The 15,719-nt window shown below is 72.2% G+C and carries 14 protein-coding genes; 9 read left to right on the top strand and 5 right to left on the bottom strand.

Annotated elements, in window-relative coordinates; genetic code table 11:
* Positions 1-82: 82 nt before the first annotated feature.
* The gene (locus ACIBTU_RS00335) at positions 83-928 is read right to left on the bottom strand and encodes an alpha/beta fold hydrolase (protein ID WP_399123618.1); all 846 of its coding nucleotides are present in this window, start codon (positions 926-928) and stop codon (positions 83-85) included.
* A 150-nt stretch (positions 929-1,078) separates the two neighbouring features.
* On the opposite strand from ACIBTU_RS00335, the gene ACIBTU_RS00330 reads away from it, so the two are divergent.
* Both ACIBTU_RS00330 and ACIBTU_RS00325 read left to right on the top strand, forming a co-directional pair.
* On the top strand, positions 1,079-2,017 hold the full coding sequence (locus tag ACIBTU_RS00330; RefSeq protein WP_399123617.1) for a YsnF/AvaK domain-containing protein: 939 nt from the start codon (positions 1,079-1,081) through the stop codon (positions 2,015-2,017).
* A 204-nt stretch (positions 2,018-2,221) separates the two neighbouring features.
* Entirely contained in the window at positions 2,222-2,560 is a 339-nt protein-coding gene (locus tag ACIBTU_RS00325; RefSeq protein WP_399123616.1) for a hypothetical protein, read from the top strand.
* A gap of 73 nt (positions 2,561-2,633) precedes the next feature.
* Here the strand turns inward: ACIBTU_RS00325 and ACIBTU_RS00320 are convergent, their stop codons facing one another.
* Entirely contained in the window at positions 2,634-4,367 is a 1,734-nt protein-coding gene (locus ACIBTU_RS00320; RefSeq protein ID WP_399123615.1) for a PP2C family protein-serine/threonine phosphatase, read from the bottom strand.
* Positions 4,368-4,472: 105 nt separating this feature from the next.
* Positions 4,473-5,345, bottom strand: coding sequence for a helix-turn-helix transcriptional regulator (locus ACIBTU_RS00315; RefSeq protein ID WP_399123614.1), 873 nt, complete (start codon positions 5,343-5,345; stop codon positions 4,473-4,475).
* A 223-nt stretch (positions 5,346-5,568) separates the two neighbouring features.
* Here ACIBTU_RS00315 and ACIBTU_RS00310 point away from each other — a divergent pair, with 223 nt between their 5' ends.
* Together ACIBTU_RS00310 and ACIBTU_RS00305 are read left to right on the top strand one after the other, a co-directional pair.
* Entirely contained in the window at positions 5,569-6,159 is a 591-nt protein-coding gene (locus tag ACIBTU_RS00310; protein WP_399123613.1) for a non-oxidative hydroxyarylic acid decarboxylases subunit B, read from the top strand.
* Between the two features lie 37 nt (positions 6,160-6,196).
* Positions 6,197-7,690: a UbiD family decarboxylase gene (locus ACIBTU_RS00305; RefSeq protein ID WP_399123612.1), complete on the top strand. Its 1,494-nt coding sequence runs from the start codon at positions 6,197-6,199 to the stop codon at positions 7,688-7,690.
* Here ACIBTU_RS00305 and ACIBTU_RS00300 read toward each other — a convergent pair.
* Positions 7,669-8,610: a LysR family transcriptional regulator gene (locus ACIBTU_RS00300; protein ID WP_399123611.1), complete on the bottom strand. Its 942-nt coding sequence runs from the start codon at positions 8,608-8,610 to the stop codon at positions 7,669-7,671. The two genes, ACIBTU_RS00305 and ACIBTU_RS00300, sit on opposite strands and share 22 nt — an antisense overlap.
* Positions 8,611-8,852: 242 nt before the next feature.
* Between ACIBTU_RS00300 and ACIBTU_RS00295 the strand changes: the two genes are divergently transcribed.
* The 3 genes from ACIBTU_RS00295 to ACIBTU_RS00285 all read left to right on the top strand — a co-directional run bounded on the left by ACIBTU_RS00295 (position 8,853) and on the right by ACIBTU_RS00285 (position 12,752).
* The gene (locus tag ACIBTU_RS00295; RefSeq protein WP_399123610.1) at positions 8,853-10,358 is read left to right on the top strand and encodes a serine hydrolase domain-containing protein; all 1,506 of its coding nucleotides are present in this window, start codon (positions 8,853-8,855) and stop codon (positions 10,356-10,358) included.
* Between the two features lie 316 nt (positions 10,359-10,674).
* On the top strand, positions 10,675-11,256 hold the full coding sequence (locus ACIBTU_RS00290; protein WP_399123609.1) for a carbonic anhydrase: 582 nt from the start codon (positions 10,675-10,677) through the stop codon (positions 11,254-11,256).
* Positions 11,257-11,264: 8 nt separating this feature from the next.
* Positions 11,265-12,752: a SulP family inorganic anion transporter gene (locus ACIBTU_RS00285; protein ID WP_399123608.1), complete on the top strand. Its 1,488-nt coding sequence runs from the start codon at positions 11,265-11,267 to the stop codon at positions 12,750-12,752.
* 81 nt (positions 12,753-12,833) lie between these two features.
* Here the strand turns inward: ACIBTU_RS00285 and ACIBTU_RS00280 are convergent, their stop codons facing one another.
* Complete coding sequence (locus ACIBTU_RS00280; protein WP_399123607.1) at positions 12,834-14,141, bottom strand: phytase; 1,308 nt, start codon at positions 14,139-14,141, stop codon at positions 12,834-12,836.
* Positions 14,142-14,271: 130 nt separating this feature from the next.
* Here ACIBTU_RS00280 and ACIBTU_RS00275 point away from each other — a divergent pair, with 130 nt between their 5' ends.
* Together ACIBTU_RS00275 and ACIBTU_RS00270 are read left to right on the top strand one after the other, a co-directional pair.
* Positions 14,272-14,658, top strand: a complete 387-nt coding sequence (locus ACIBTU_RS00275) for a hypothetical protein (protein ID WP_399123606.1) — start codon at positions 14,272-14,274, stop codon at positions 14,656-14,658.
* Between the two features lie 80 nt (positions 14,659-14,738).
* The gene (locus ACIBTU_RS00270) at positions 14,739-15,695 is read left to right on the top strand and encodes a DUF389 domain-containing protein (protein ID WP_399123605.1); all 957 of its coding nucleotides are present in this window, start codon (positions 14,739-14,741) and stop codon (positions 15,693-15,695) included.
* Positions 15,696-15,719 lie beyond the last annotated feature (24 nt).

The raw sequence follows: 15,719 nt of genomic DNA, 5'->3' as shown, positions 1-15,719 counted from the left end.
GGCAACACCGAGGCGGCACCCGGGTTCTGACGCGGGTGCCGCCTCTTCGTACGCGGAACGGGGGTCGAGGTCCTGCCTCGACCTATCCGAGCGCGAGCATCGCCTCGGCGACCTCCTCGACGGCCGCGGCGCCGATCGCGGTGCCGCACTCCTCCATGACGAGCAGTCGCGCCCCGGGAATCTCGCGGGCGAGCGCCTCCCCGTTGCCCACGGGGAAGAACGGGTCGCGGCGGCCGTGGACGACGAGCGTGGGGCGCGCGAGGCCGGGCAGCCGCTCACGCCAGCGGGGGCCGCAGTCGAGCCGGGAGAACACCATGCCGAGTTGATCGGCCGTCTGCACTCCGGGATCGGTGCCGGGGGTGCGGTCCCACACGCGCGCCGCGTTCTCCCGTGCGGCGTCCGGGTCGTTGCCGAGCACCTCGGCGCCGGCCGCGGCGAACTCCGCCACCGCCGCGCGGTCGCTCCAGTCGGGCAGGGTCCGCGAGAACAGGCGGCCCAGCGCCGCCTGATCGTGGTCGGGGAGGTCGTCGTCGACCGGGCCCGGCGCGACCGGCCGGGTCCCGGCCAGGGTGAGCGCCGAGAACGCCTCCGGGTGATCGAGCACGGCCACCTGGGCGACCATGCCCGAGACGCCGATTCCCGCGAGATGCGCGGGACCGCCGCCGAGCGCGCCCGCAAGCGCCGCTGCGTCGGCGGCGAGATCCCTGAGGGTGTAGGCGGGAGCCTCGGTGTCGCCGGTCGTCGACGCGCCGCTGTCGCGCAGGTCGTAGCGCACCACGCGCCGGCCTCCGGCGGCCAGCCGCTCGCACAGTGCGTCGGGCCAGGACAGCATGGTCGTCCCGCCGGCGAGCAGGACCAGGGGCGCGTCGTCGTCGCCGAAGTACTCGACTCCCAGAGCGACCCCACGGACTTGAACGGTGGTGGTCATCGCACCACCGTAACCGCCGGGCCACATCGACGGAGGGATTCACTTAAATCCCATTTATCCCTTTAGTTCCGTTTAGTCACTTCGATGACGGTGACCCGCCAAGGGGGACGTCATGGGGGACGCCTCAGAAGCGAAAGAGGGTGCTGCGGAATGATCACCCAGGAGCAGATCCCGACGGTACTGGAACACCCGGTCCACGACGCGGAAGGGAACAAGATCGGTCCCGCGAAGCACGTCTTCTACGACGACGCCACGGGCCGCCCCGAGTGGGTCACCATCAAGACGGGCCTGTTCGGCAGCCACGAGTCGTTCGCACCGATCCGCGAAGCGGCCATGGTCGGGGAACACCTCGAACTCCCCTACGCCAAGGACAAGGTCAAGGACGCTCCCACCGTCGACGTGGACAACGGCGGACACCTGTCCGTGGCGGAGGAACACCGCCTCTACGACTACTACGGCATCGCCTGGGACGACGCCTGGCAGCGTGCGAACGAGCCCGGTGAGGGTGGTTGGGCCCACGGCGGTCCCGAGGCAGGCGGAATGGCCGGCGCGGGCGGCGGAATGGCGGCCGCGGCGGGCGGTACGGGTACCGCCGCCGGCTACAAGGGCCCGGACGAAGCCGCCGGAACCCAGGAGCAGCGGGCCGGCATGGCGGAGCGGGACCGGACCGGCACCGGCAGCGGCATGGCCTCCGGCGACACCGCGATGACGCGGTCCGAGGAGCGCATGCACGTCGGCACCGAGCGCTACGAGTCGGGCCGGGCACGGCTGCGCAAGTACGTCGTGACGGAGGAGGTCGAACAGACCGTCCCCATCAGTCACGAGGAGGTCCGGCTGGTGCGTGAGCCCATCACGGAGGCCGACATGGACGACGCCCTGCGCGGCCCCGAGATCAGCGAGGCCGAGCACGAGGTCACCCTGCACGCCGAACGCCCCGTGGTGGAGACGGAGGCCGTCCCGGTGGAGCGCGTCCGGCTGACCACCGAGGAACACACCGAGGAGCGCACGGTCACGGGCGAGGTCCGCAAGGAGGAGATCGCCCTGGAGGACATCGACGAAACCGGCGAGGAGCAGCGTCGGATGATGTAGGCGCGGGAGCGCGGCGCGTACCGTCGCATCCGTCAGAAGACGGCGGCCCGACCGGCCGCCGTCGGCCCCTTTGGTTCAGTTTCGACCGCGGGGATCCGGGCACTCGGCCCCGCACATCCCCATTGATGCCCGACAGCCTGGGAGGGGGTTCTCCTCATGTCGACTGTTGGTCACCTGACCGTCTCTGCCCGGGAGATGATTCACATGCGAGCCCTGGGACTTCTTCTCCTCGCCGCCACCGGCGCCTTCACCGCTCTGGCGATCGCCGGGAACGTGGGCGGCGGCCCCGAGTACACCGTGTCCGTGCTCGACCACGACATCGCCACCATGAACACCTTGGCGATCTTCTGCTCCGGCCTGGCCCTCGCTCTCGTCTTCTGTCTCGGACTGGCCCTGGTCCTGCGGGGCACCTCGCACCACCACGCCGGGATCTCGCGGCCGCGGGAGACGCACGGCGGACGCACCCACCGCTGGATGCGGCGCGGCACCGACGCGTCGTCCGGGCGGGGTCGTGCCGCGCACCGCCGCAGCCGGCCGGCCTAGGCAAGCTCAGCGGCCGAAGGCGGCGATCGCCATGGCTCGAGCCGACGCCCTTGCGGGGAGGGGCCGTTGAGGCTCACGGATCCACGCGGCGCAGTGCGAGGAGTGTGGCGTCGTCGTCGCGGTGCGGGCCGTCGAGGCGTTCGACGAGTTGCTCGGCGTAGTGGAGGAGCCCGAGGCGGCCGGGTGGGGGCGGGGAGGCGTGGAAGCAGTCCTGGGCCTGCGCGAGGAAGCGGGCGGTGTCGCGGTCCGGGTCACCGGGGCGGCGCTCCGTGAGCCCGTCCGAGTACATCAGGACGATGTCGTCGACCCGGAGCGGTGTCTCGACGGCGGTGTACGACGTGCCCGGCAGGACGCCCAGCGAGAGCCCGGGACCGCCTTCGGGAGACGGCAGCACGGCGGCGCGGCCGTCACGGATCAGCACCGGTCGCGGATGACCGGCGCAGGTCCAGCGCAGCACGGACCCCTCCGGGTGATAGCGGGCGACGATGGCGGTGGCCGTGGACTCGTCGCCGTCCGCGCAGGCCGCCTCGTTCAGCCAGCGCGTCAGTTGCTCGACGGGCTGCTCGGTGTACGTGAGCCCGGCGAGGGCGTAGCGGAGTTTCGCCATGAGGGTGACCGCCGCGAGCCCGTGTCCGCGCGCGTCGCCGAGGGCGATCAGCAGCCGGCCGTCGGGCACCCGCCGGGCCTTGTACCAGTCGCCGCCCACTCCTGCCTCGCGGGCGTCGGGCCGGTAGACGACCGCCGCCTGGAGTCCGTACGTGGCCAGTTCGTCCTGGAAGTGGGGCAGGACGGCTTCGCGCAGGGCCTCCGCGACCTCGGTGAGGGTCTCGACCCGCTGGCGCTGGCGGCGTGCCTCCAGCGCCGTACGCTCGGCCGTCTCACGGCGCCGCCGCTCGGCCGTCACGTCGCTGAGCACGGCGCGCACGGCCCAGACAAGACTGCCGGGGGCGATGCGGACGGGCTCGGCGGTCATCCGCACGATCCGCCTGTTCTGTCCGCGGAGTCGCAGGTCGCTGGAGGCGGTTCGTTTGCGCAGGATGACGTCGTAGAGCATCTGGTAGTAGCCGGGCAGGCTGTCGTTCGTCACGGCGCTCGCCAGGTCGCCGAGGGTGGGCAGGGCGCTGCCCGGGGGCAGGCCGATCACCTGGCGGAAGCCGCGGGAGGGTTCGATCCCGTCGTCGCCGAGGTTCCACTCCGCCCAGCAGGTGCGGACCAGGTGCTGGGCGGCCGCCGCCATCCTCAGCCGGTTGCCGCGCTCCCAGGTCAGCAGGAGCTGCGGCCCGCACGGTGCGACACGGATCTCGTCGTTGACGCGGACGGGGCCCTGGGCGCCGCCGTCCGCCATCCATTCGACCGTCGCGGGGCCCTGCGGCTCGCGCAGGCGGTGCGCGCGGGCGATCAGTTCGGGCAGCCGGGAGGCGCGCAGGGCGGGGAATCGCTCGTACAGGGAGACGGGCCCGGACGCGAGCGGCGGCGACCCGCCGTGCAGCCGCACCACCAGGTGGGCCACGGCCTCGGCGTTCTGGGACACGTGGAGGACGTCGCTGATCTCGCCGTCGGCGCCGGTGACCGGCTGGAGCAGCAGGGCGGGCATCGGGAGGGCGTCGAGCACCTCCTGACCCGACGGGTGGTACGTCGTGACCGGCGCGGCGGTGCGGGGGGCCACCTCGGTGGCCGGAGGACGGGCGCGCCGGTCGTGGTCGCGCGCGTAGGTGAGCACGCGTCGGCGCTGGGCGAGGAGCAGTTCCTTGATCGCGCCCAGTTCCAGTCGGGCGCGTGCGTCGGGCACCGAGGAGGAGTGGTCCATGTGCGGCGCGAGCCTCCCGGGGTCCGGTGCGCTGGGGTCCAGCTTCGGCTGTCGCGCGGCGGTCAGCCACTCGGAAGGGGCCGGTGACGCCTGGTCGGGGCGGTTCTACGCGGCCGCCCGCATCCGTCCGCCGAACTCCGTGGGTGTCTCCCCCGTGCGGTGGCGGAAGAAGCGGGTGAAGGCCGTCGCGGTCGGGAAGCCGAGCCGGTCGGCGATGGAGGTCGAGGTCAGGTCGGTGTGCAGCAGCATGCGGCGCGCTTCGAGCAGGACCCGGTCGTCGATGAAGCGCTTCGCGCTCAGGCCGACGGCGGCGTGGGTGACGCGGCTCAGGTTGCGGACGCTGTAGCCGAGCTCGGCCGCGTAGTCCTCCACCGTGTGCGTGCGCCGGTAGCCGGCCTCGACCGCCTGGTGGAACCGGTGGAAGGCCGCGCTGCCCGCGGCGGGCCCGCGCGGAGCCGTCGGCAGATGTGTGAGCCGCAGAAGCAGCACGGTGAGCAGGTGCCGGACGACCTCGGTGTGGGCCTCCAGCGGGAGCAGTCCGAGCTGCCGGTACTCGTCGGCGAGCAGGTCCAGGGTCTGCCGTACGGGTGTGTCGACCGCGGGCGGAAGGGTGACGGGCAGGCGCCAGGTCCGCTGGTCGAGTCCGATGGCGGTGCCCGCGTCCGCTCCCAGGGCGTGCGGCAGGAAGAGGACCGCCGTGCCGGTCGTCTCCAGCGTTCCCGCTCCCAGCCGAAGCACCTGCCCGGGGCGAATCCACAGCCAACTGCCGCTCGTCACCAGGCATTCGGTGTCGTCCACCGTGCACACCAGGTGGCCTGTGCCGAGCGTGAACAACAGATGGAAGCCGGGGCGCAGCGGTGCGAAGGGGCTGCCCGAGAAGCCGGCGGCGAGATCGAGGAGCTCGTCGAGCCCGAGCACCTGGACGCCGGGGAGGCTGCCCGCGCGTCGGGGAAATTCGAGCTGCGGGATCCCTGCCACGGGTGCGTCTCCTTTGACACCTCTTGTGTTGCACGTCTTCTTTTGCACATCACCGGGCCGTTTTCCCTCGCCGCACGGCCCGATATCGCTCCTAGAGTCTATTCCGTAGCTGGTCAGAGGCGAGGTCGCCTCGATCCGCGGCTTCTGGGTCCGCCGACCGAAACGGTCCATGTGCGCACGGCCCAGGGCGATCCGACATCAGACGAGGAAGGGCGGCGCTGCCGTGCGATTGGTCGTGGGGATGACAGGAGCGACCGGCGCGATTCTGGGCGTCCGGCTGCTCGAGGCGCTGCGGGAGCTTCCCGAGGTGGAGACGCATCTGGTGCTGAGCCGCTGGGCCCGCACCACCGTCGAGTTGGAGACCGGCCGCTCGGCGCGCGAGGTCGGGCGGCTGGCCGACGTCTGCCACGACCCGGCCGACCAGGGCGCCGCGATCTCGTCCGGGTCCTTCCCGACTGACGGCATGGTGATCGTGCCGTGCAGCATGAAGACCCTCGCGGGCGTGCGGGCCGGCTATGCCGAGGGCCTGGTGGGGCGGGCGGCGGACGTGGTTCTCAAGGAACGGCGGCCGCTGGTGCTGGTGCCGCGGGAGACGCCGCTGAGCGAGATCCATCTGGAGAACATGCTGGCGCTGTCCAGGATGGGCGCGCGCATCGTGCCGCCGATGCCCGCCTTCTACAACCACCCGGAATCCGTCGACGACATCGTCGACCACGTCGTCAGCCGGGTCCTCGACCAGTTCGGTCTCGCCGCGCCGCGGGCCCGGCGTTGGGAGGGCATGCGCGCGGCCCGCCTCGAGACTCCTGCGCGCTGACACGTTCCTGGCACACCCCACCCCCATGGAGACACATATGACGCAGCATGGCGCCGCCCTCAACTTCCGTGATTTCGTCGACGACTTGCTGGCCCGCGGGGACGCCGTGCGCGTCGACCGGACGGTGGACCTCGACCTGGAGCTCGGCGCGGTGACCCGGCGGGTGTACGAGACCCGCTCCCCCGCCCCGCTGTTCGAGGCCGTCTCCGGGGGCGACGCGGGCATGAGGGTCCTCGGCGCCCCGGCGGGCCTGAGCGGCGACGCGCGGGGAACGTACGGCCGGCTCGCCGCGCATGTCGGCCTGCCGCCGCACAGTTCGGCCCGGGACGTCGTCGAGAAGCTCGTCGCGGCGATGCACGCCGACCCGGTGCCCCCGACGGTCGTGCCGAGCGGCCCCTGCAAGGAGAACGTCCTGCTGGGCGCGGACGTCGACCTGGAGCGGCTGCCGGTTCCGCTCCTGCACCAGGAGGACGGCGGCCGGTACGTGGGCACGTACGGGTTCCACGTGGTGCAGAGCCCCGACGGCCGGTGGACGAGCTGGTCCGTCGCCCGGACGATGCTGCACGACCGCACCACTCTGGTGGGCCCGGCCATGCCGCAGCAGCACGTCGGCATGATCCGCGAGATGTGGCGCGAGCTGGGCCGCCCCACGCCGTGGGCGATGGTCCTGGGCGCTCCCCCGGCCGCGCTGGCCGCGGCCGGCATGCCGCTCCCGGCCGGTGTCGACGAGGCCGGGTACGTGGGCGCGCTCACCGGGACCGGCGTGGAGGTCGTCCGGACGGAGACCAACGGGCTGTACGTCCCGGCGAACGCGGAGATCGTCCTGGAGGGGTGCATCAGCGCGGACGGGACGGGCCCCGAGGGGCCGATGGGCGAGTACCACGGCTACTCGTTCCCCGGCAGCAAGCCGCAGCCGCTCTTCCATGTGGAGGCCATGACCTTCCGCGACCGGGCGGTCCTGCCCGTGTGCGTGGCCGGGGTCCCGCCCGAGGAGAACCACACGATCTGGGGCACGATGATCTCCGCCGAGGCGACCGGCCTGCTCCGCTCCGCCGGTCTGCCGGTCGACCTGGCCTGGTGCTCGTACGAGGCCGCGACCTGCTGGATGGTCGTCTCGATCGACCGCGCGCGGCTCGCCGCCCGCCGGACGACGGAGGAGGACCTCGTCCGCGACATCGCGAAGGTCCTCTTCGACTCCCACGCGGGCTGGCTCGTCCCGAAGGTGATCCTGGTCGGCTCCGACATCGACGTCACCGACATCGGCCAGGTCGCCTGGGCCCTCGCGACCCGCTACCGCCCCGGCACCGAGCACGTCTTCCCGGACGCCCCCGGCATCCCGATGGTCCCGTACCTGACCCGGGACCAGATCCGCGCGGGCCGGGGCGGCAAGTCGGTCATGAGCTGCATCCGGCCCGAGGAGTTCGACGGCGAAGTCCACGGCAGGACCGCGTCGTTCGCCGGCTCGTACCCCGAGGAGGTGCGGCGCGGCGTGACGGAGAACTGGAGCGACTACGGCTTCGGGAAGGCCTGACGGGGGACGCTCCCGGGCGCCTCGCCCGCGGACGGCACGTCGGCGAGTGTGCGGAGGATGTCGACGAAGGCGCGGACCGCGGACGCCGGTCCTTCCGCGGGCAGGAGAACGCCGTAGTCCAGCGTCGGGCCGTCCCGGAGGGGGACGAACGTGATGCCGGGGCGGGCGTGGTAGTCGGCGGCGCGGGCCGCGACGATCGACGCGCCGAAACCGGCGGCGACCCTCACCGGGATCTCGTGCCAGGACGCGCAGGAGGGTCCGTGCGGGATGGGGCGTCCCATGGGGGTGCGATGGGGGAAGTGGACGTCCACGGTCGGCCGCGGCCGGATGTTGTCGAGCCTGAGCAGGGGCACCTCGGCCAGGTCCTCCATGCACACGGTCGCCCGTCCCGCCAGGTGGTGGCCGACGGGCAGCATCAGCGCCCTGGATTCACGGAACAGCACGGGACCGGTGGCGATGCCGGATTCGACCACGGGGAACTCGGCTATCTGGAGCTGGAGTTCGCCGCGCAGCAGCGGACCGTACGGGTCCCGGAACGACACCTCCCGGGTGTGCACGGACCAGCCCGGACGCTCGTCGCCGAAGGCTTCGGCGGCTCGCAACAGCAGACTGGCACACCACGGTCTGGTGTACCCGGCGTGCAACTCACCCCCGGCTCCGCGCCCTTGGGCGCTCGCGCGCTCCAGTGCCCGGCGGATGCGTTGCGTGGCGGGAAGCAGCTCGTCGCGGAGCTCCTCGCCGAGCGGGGTGAGGCGCACCGTCCGCGAGGTGCGTTCGAACAGTGCGGCGCCGAAGCGTCGTTCCTGCTTCTTGATGACATGGCTGACCCGGGAAGGGGGGATGCGCAGCCGCTCGGCGGTCCGCCCGAAGTGGAGCTCCTCCGCCAGGGTCAGGAAGATCTCGATGTCCCGCAGCTCCATCGCCCCACCCCTCCGATCGGCCGGCCGTCCGGCTGTCCGGAACGAGAACCTAACGCACATCGTTGCGCGGACGGGCAACGCAGCGTTGCGCACTCCGCTGTTGATCATGCCGGGCGCCCGGACCAGGCTGAAGAGGACCACGACACCGGCCGACGCGCTCACGCGCCCCCGCGCTCCGGCCGTTCTCGCCGTGCCTTCCACTCCGAGACTCCGAGACTCCGAGACAGCGAGGACCCGCTTCCATGACCGTTTCCCTGCCCGAGTCGGACCAGTCACTGCTGCGGACCGCCGCGTACGGCGCCGTCACCCTGATCTCCGCGGCTGCCGCCACCGGTTCGCCGCACAAGGCCGCCACCGCGGGTGCGGCCGCCCTCGCCGCGACGACCGGCCCGATCGGGCACGTGTTGGCCAAGAACCCCAGGAGCAAGGACCTGTCGGGTGCCTCCGTCGCCGAGATCGCTGATCGCGTCCTGCCGGCCCTGACGGACTCGGTGATCCTGCTGCGGCGGCAGCTCCCCACCGAGGCCGACAGCTTCCGCAGGGCCGTTCTGGTCGCGGTGGCCGCGGCCACCGCGAGCCGGCCGGGCGAGCCCGGCCCGCCCGTGACCGAGATGGTCCGCCAGATCACCGGCGCGCTGGACGAGGCGTCGCGGCGACCGGAGGAGACGCCCGGCGAGATCCGCCCCGAACTCCTCGCGGCCGCGCAGGCGTTCGTCGACGCGGGGTTCGCGGGGATCCAGATGCGCGTGAAGGACGAACACGGCGAGTGGGCCGGCGGCGCAGGAGTCCGCGCGGCGGGCGAGACGGCCGCGCCGCCGGTCGACGGGCATTTCTGGATCGGCTCCACCACCAAGACCTTCACCGCGACGCTGGTGCTCCACCTCGTGGAGGAGGGCAGGCTCGGCCTGGACGACCCGGTCGCCGACCACCTGACCGAGTTCGGCCTCGACCCGCGGATCACCGTGCGGATGCTCCTCCAGCACACCAGCGGCCTGTACAACTACACGGGCGAGGTCACGGCCGAGGGCGAGTTCGAACCGGGCATCGAGGCCACCGGCCAGGCCTGGGCCGAGAACCGGCTGCGCTCCTACCGGCCGGAGGAGCTGGTGCGTTTCGCCCTCGCCAGACCGCTTCTCTTCGCGCCGGGGACCGATCAGAGCTACGCCAACACCAACTACACGCTGGCCCTCCTGATGATCGAGAAGACAGCCGACTGCACCTACGCCGAGGCGCTGGAGCGCCGGATCGTACGGCCCCTCGGGCTGACCGGCACCGTCGCTCCCGGCGCGGACGTGCCGGACCTGCCCGAACCGCACGCCCACGGCTACTTCCGCTACCAGGTCGGCGAGGAGTGGAGGACGGTCGACGTCACCCGCCAGAACTCCTCCCTCCTGGCCGGCGCCGGACATCTGATCTCCACCACCCGCGACCTCCAGGTCTTCTTCTCCGCCCTGCTCGGCGGCCGACTGCTCCCGGCGGACCTGCTGGCCGAGATGCGTACCCCGCACGGCAAGCTCGGTCTCGGACTCGGCCTGTGGGTCCAGGAGTTGGACTCGGTCCGTGGTGTCACCGTGCTCCACCACAACGGCGGCGCGCCGGGTGGCTACGGTTCGCTGATGGTCGGCACGCCCGACGGCCGGCGGATCCTGACGGCCGGGCTGACCACGGGAGTCTGCGACACGGACCCGGCGCAGGCATTCCCGAAGGCCCTGGGCGAACTGCTCGGAACGGTGTTCTGCGGGGACTGAGGCCGATCCCGCTCACCGGCCGGAACCGGATCCGCCGGATTTCCGCCACTCACGACCGCACTTCAGCCCTTTCCGGATGGAAACGTCCAGTTAACCCGGCGGGCGACTTTGCATGGCTATGGTGTTTCTTGGCAGTTCGTTGACCAATCCTTGGTGTGCGCAAGAGATGTGAACCGTCCGGGAGGAGCGGCACGGTCCGCGCACGGGACGAACTCCCGCCGGGACAGCGACCGCACCCGGCGGCCCCGGGACACCCCCACACCTGTCCTTGTCCGTCCGACGCGCCCTCGTGGCGCGCCAGGAGGAAACACCAGCCATGCATCCCCTCATCGACAATGCCCGCACGTTCGGACAGCGCCCTGAGGAGTTCGCCGGACTCGCCGAAGGCCAGTCACCCGAAGTTCTGTTCATCACCTGCGCCGACTCCCGGGTCGTCCCGGCGCTGATCACCGGCGCCCGCCCCGGCCAGCTCTTCGAGCTGCGCACCGCAGGGAACATCGTCCCGCCGTACGCCTCCGGGCACCCCACCGGCGAGGCGGCCACCATCGAGTACGCCGTGGAGGTCCTCGGCGTCCGGCACATCGTGGTCTGCGGCCACTCGCACTGCGGCGCCGTGGGCGCCGTCGTGCGCGGCGACGACCTCGGTGCCGTGCCCGCCGTGCGGGACTGGCTCGCGCACGCCGCGGGGGAACCCGCGTGCGCGGACCCCGCCGACCCCACCGTCGCCGAAGCGGTCCAACACCACGTCCTGACCCAGCTGTTGCGCCTGCGCTCGTACCCGTGTGTCGAGCGGCACCTGCGAACAGGCCGCCTCGACCTGCGCGGCTGGTACTACGAGGTGCACACCGGAGGCGTGCGCGAACACCGCCCGGAGACCGACACGTTCGAGGCGCTGTGAGGGGCACGATGACGCTGAAGTCGAGGTTCCCCTTCCTGCGGCAGGACGTCGCCGCTTCCCTCGTGGTGTTCCTGGTGGCCCTTCCGTTGTGCGTCGGCGTGGCGGTCGCCTCCGGTGTCCCGGCCGAACTGGGCCTGGTCACCGGCATCGTGGGCGGTATCGTCACCGGCCTGCTCCCGGGCAGCAGCCTTCAGGTGTCGGGCCCGGCCGCGGGCATGACCGTCCTGGTCTACGAGGCGGTCAGCACGTACGGAGTGGCCGCGCTCGGCGTGATCGTCCTGATGGCGGGTCTGCTCCAGCTCGCCATGGGCTTCCTCGGGATAGGCCGGTGGTTCCGGGCGATCTCCGTGTCCGTCGTCGAGGGCATGCTCTGCGGCATCGGCCTCGTGATCGTCGCCGGTCAGCTCTACGCGGCGGCGGGCCTCGAGGCCCCCGAGACGGGCCTCGGGAAGATCGCGGGCCTGCCCGGCGCGTTCGCCGACGCCGTCGGCAGCTCGGAGGCCCTGATCTCGCTCGCGATCGGCGCCGGCACGGTCGCCGTCATCGTGCTGTGGAAGCGGCTGCCGGCCAAGGCGCGGACCGTGCCCGGCGCCCTCGCGGCGGTGGTGCTGGCGACGCTGGCCTCGCTGGTGGGCGAACTGCCGGTCGCCACGGTCGAGGTGGAGGGTCTGCTCGGCGCGATCCAGCTGCCTGGGGCGGGTGCGATCGGCGAGCTGGCCGACCCGGCGATCTGGGGCACCGTCCTCGCGTTCGCGCTGATCGCCTCCGCCGAGTCGCTGTTCAGCGCGGCCGCCGTGGACCGGCTGCACACCGGTCCGCGCACCCGCTACAACAAGGAGATGATCGCCCAGGGCGCGGGGAACACGGTGTGCGGCCTTCTCGGGGCGCTCCCGATGACGGCGGTGATCGTCCGCAGTTCCGCGAACGTGGAGGCGGGTGCCAGGACGAAGGCGTCGCGCGTGCTGCACGGCGTGTGGCTGCTCCTGTTCGCGGCCGCGCTGCCGTCGACGCTGGCGCTGATCCCGCTGCCCGCGCTGGCCGGCGTCCTCGTGCACGCGGGATGGAAACTGATCCCGTTCCGTCAGGTCGGCCTGCTGTGGCGGGGGCACCGGGGCGAGGCGCTGATCCTCGTCGTCACCGCCGTGTCGATCGTCGCGATGAACATGCTGGAGGGCGTGCTCATCGGTCTGGCCCTGGCCGTCGTCAAGACCGCCTGGGAGGCCTCGCACCTGAAGACGGAGGTCATAGACAAGGGCGCCGGTCCGATCCAGGTGCACCTTTCCGGCAACGCAACGTTCCTGCGGCTGCCGAAGATACTCGACAGTCTCGAGGCCCTTCCGCAGGACCGGCCGATCGAGGTGTACCTGTCCGGGCTGCACCATCTCGACCACGCCTGCCGCTCGGCTCTGGAGAGTTGGGCCGAGCAGCACAGCGCGTCCGGCACGGCTCCGGTGCGGGTCACATCGGACGAGCCGGTGAAGGCCGCGGCGCCGTAGAGACCGCAGGAGCCAGGGGCGGGGCCCACACACCGGCGCGTCCGGGTATGTGGGCCCCGCCTTCCCGTCGGCGTCGCCAGGTCAGTCGTCGAGCGCGGTCAGTACGGGCTTCAGGTCGACGAACTTGAAGTCCGTGGCGTCCCGGCCCGTCTCCCCCGGCTTGTCGTCGCCGTCCTGGACGACGAGGAGGCCGTGCGGGTACTTCGTTCCGAGCGGCTCGTTCAGGACGGCGGCGCCGTCGCTCTCCTCGGTGCCGTCGAGGGTGGCGGAGGCGGCCGTGATCCTGAATCCGCCCTCGTACTCGTTGTCCTCGTCGCGTTCGCGGTCGTAGGCGGCGAAGGTGTTGTCGCCCTGGCTGGAGGCGAGCAGGTAGCCGTCGCCGTCCTTCTGGCGCAGCAGGGTGAGTCCCTCGACGTCGGCCCGCAGGCGCGTGCCGCCGTAGCCGGGGTCCGTGCCCGGGGCGCACTCCTCGGTCTCCGGGTCGTACGTGCCGGGCACGCCGTACTCGCGGACCTTGTCGACGAGTTCCGGGGTGCCGCCGAGGTCGGCGTCCATCCGCCAGATACCGACGTCCTCCTGGCCCGCGTACAGCGTGCCGGTCTCCGGGTCGACGACCATGCCCTCGACCTGGGGCAGTTCGTCCGGCTCGGCGCAGGGGGTCCACGTCCTGCCGTTCGGCAGCTTGAACGCGGAGGGCAGTGCCAGCGTGCGGATCTTCCGGTACGAGACGGTGCCGTCGGAGCCCGCGGTCAGTTCCAGCAGGCTGAGTTCGGTGCGCTCCCGCCGGCTGACGACCGCGTACGAGCGGCCGCTGGACGGGTCGGTCCAGGTGGCCAGGCCGTAGGCGGTGCGCTGCTCGTCGATCTCCTCCTGGGAACCCGAGAAGACCGGCGGGGCCGTGGGCGCGGTCACGTCGGTGAGCGGGGCGCCCGAACCGCCCCCGTCGATGCGGTAGATGCGCAGGCGGTCACTGCCCCGGTCGCTGGTGACGGCCAGATCGGCCTTGCCGGAGCGGGTCTTCATGCCGGGCACGAGGTCGACGTTGTTGAACCGGCCGGGCGCGTCGTCCGGCCCGGGGGCACGCGGCGCCGGGACGGACTGCACTTCGTGGGCGTCGAGGTCGTAGACGCGCAGGCCTCCCTCCTTCACCGTGGCGATGACCAGGCTGCGGTCCGGGTCCGCCGGGTTGCGCCAGATCGCGGGGTCGTCGGCGTCCGCGTTGCCGCCCGCCTCGTCGTCGTACACCGCCGGCGTCTCGGCGGTCGGCCGCACGGCGGGCAGGTCGTCCGCCGCGACGGCGGATCCGGGTACGACGGTGGAGAGGGCGGCGAGCGCGGTCAACAGCGCGAGCCGGCCGACGACTTGGCGGGTCCGATGGGACGGAGCCATGAAGGGGAATCCTCTCGTTGTCACGATCACGACCACCTCACGGTCGGGCGGCACGGTGAAGCAGTCCGGGGGGCGAGGTGATCGGGAAGTGTCCCAAGAGTGAAGAGCGTGAGGCATCATGTTCGTCGCCGTGACGTTCATCGGGGGGATCATCGTGCGGATCGCTGCTCTGTTTCTTGTACTGGCCGTGTTGGTGGGTGCGCCGATATCGGCGGCCCCGGCGGCGACGGCCGCGGCCTCAAGGGCAGCGCCCTCGGTCCCCGAGATGTCCGACGCCGGCGCGATGCGCCCGGTCGCCGAATCCAGGCCGCGCCCCAAGCGCCAGCCGGGCAGCCGCACCGGTAAGGGTTCGAAGCGCCGGCACGGCGAGCGCCCCGGCACCGGCGACTACGTGGCCGGTGCCGCGGTGTCCTGGTGGGTCTACGCCACGTACGGGCTCGGCGGTCTCGTGGCCCTGATCGTGCTCAGTCTGCTCGTGCTGTTCCTGCTGCGCCGGTGGCAGGCCCGGATGGACTGAGCACCGGGCCGCGCGAGTCCCGAGGGCGACGCGCCGGTCGCGGTACGGGGTTCCGCACCGGGACCGGCCAGAATCGGCCCGTGCTGCATGTACGACTCATCGCCCCGCCCGACCGCACCGAGGCCGCCGCGCGCATCGCCGTGGACTGCCCCGCCGCGGTGAACGTGATCCTGCTCCGCGGCGCCGCGCACCGCCCGCCGGGCGACGTCGTGGAGTTCGACGTCGCCCGCGAGGCCGCCGACACCGTGCTGCGCGAACTGCGCGCGCTCGGCCTCGAGGAGAGCGGCGGTATCACGGTGGAGCAGCTCGACGTCTCACTGTCGCGCGCGGCGGACCGGGCCGAACAGCTCGTACCGGGCGACCCCGACGACGCCGTCGTCTGGGACGAGCTCGCGGCGCACACGGCCGCCGACTCCCGGCTCACCTGGGCGTTCCTGGCCTTCCTCACCCTGGCGACGCAGATCGCGGCCATCGGCGCGCTCCTCGACCAACCGGTCCTCATCGTCGGCGCCATGGTGCTCGGCCCGGAGTTCGGTCCCGTCTCCGCCATCTGCTTCGGCCTGGTGCGCGGCGACCGAAGAGCCGTCGGTCGCGCCGCCCGCACGCTGGTGATCGGCTTCGCCTTCGCCATCGCGTTCACGACGGCGTGCGCGGCCGTGGGGCGGGCGCTCGGCTGGGTCACCCCGGACATGCTGGTCACCCGCCCGCTGACCGACTTCATCGTGCATCCGGACCGGTGGTCGTTCATCGTGGCGCTGCTCGCCGGTGTCGCCGGCACCCTCTCGCTGACCGCCGGCAAGTCGGCCGTGCTCGTGGGCGTCTTCATCTCGGTCACCACGGTGCCCGCCGCCGGAAACCTCGCGCTCGCCGTGCCGCTCGCGCACTGGGACGAGGTGAGTGCGTCACTGGTTCAACTCGGCCTGAATCTCGCCGGGATGCTGATCTCCGGCACCGCCACCCTGATCGTCATGAAGCAGCTCTGGGCACGGTACGGGCTGCCGCTGACGGCTCCCCCGGCCGCCCGTACGGCCGACTGACCACCGCGGGGCCAGGTGGCCGAA

Origin of the sequence: Streptomyces sp. NPDC050145 (assembly GCF_044460245.1) — a bacterium.
GTDB lineage: Bacteria > Actinomycetota > Actinomycetes > Streptomycetales > Streptomycetaceae > Streptomyces.
Note: the sequence above shows the minus strand (reverse complement) of the source record. Positions and strands in the feature narration are given on the sequence as shown.

What these genes read in the sequence shown, in the direction of transcription:
- ACIBTU_RS00335 (WP_399123618.1), bottom strand. Translation starts at nt 928, where the DNA reads ATGACCACCACCGTTCAAGTCCGTGGGGTCGCTCTGGGAGTCGAGTAC.
- ACIBTU_RS00330 (WP_399123617.1), top strand. Translation starts at nt 1,079, where the DNA reads ATGATCACCCAGGAGCAGATCCCGACGGTACTGGAACACCCGGTCCAC.
- ACIBTU_RS00325 (WP_399123616.1), top strand. Translation starts at nt 2,222, where the DNA reads ATGCGAGCCCTGGGACTTCTTCTCCTCGCCGCCACCGGCGCCTTCACC.
- ACIBTU_RS00320 (WP_399123615.1), bottom strand. Translation starts at nt 4,367, where the DNA reads ATGGACCACTCCTCCTCGGTGCCCGACGCACGCGCCCGACTGGAACTG.
- ACIBTU_RS00305 (WP_399123612.1), top strand. Translation starts at nt 6,197, where the DNA reads ATGACGCAGCATGGCGCCGCCCTCAACTTCCGTGATTTCGTCGACGAC.
- ACIBTU_RS00300 (WP_399123611.1), bottom strand. Translation starts at nt 8,610, where the DNA reads ATGGAGCTGCGGGACATCGAGATCTTCCTGACCCTGGCGGAGGAGCTC.
- ACIBTU_RS00295 (WP_399123610.1), top strand. Translation starts at nt 8,853, where the DNA reads ATGACCGTTTCCCTGCCCGAGTCGGACCAGTCACTGCTGCGGACCGCC.
- ACIBTU_RS00290 (WP_399123609.1), top strand. Translation starts at nt 10,675, where the DNA reads ATGCATCCCCTCATCGACAATGCCCGCACGTTCGGACAGCGCCCTGAG.
- ACIBTU_RS00285 (WP_399123608.1), top strand. Translation starts at nt 11,265, where the DNA reads ATGACGCTGAAGTCGAGGTTCCCCTTCCTGCGGCAGGACGTCGCCGCT.
- ACIBTU_RS00280 (WP_399123607.1), bottom strand. Translation starts at nt 14,141, where the DNA reads ATGGCTCCGTCCCATCGGACCCGCCAAGTCGTCGGCCGGCTCGCGCTG.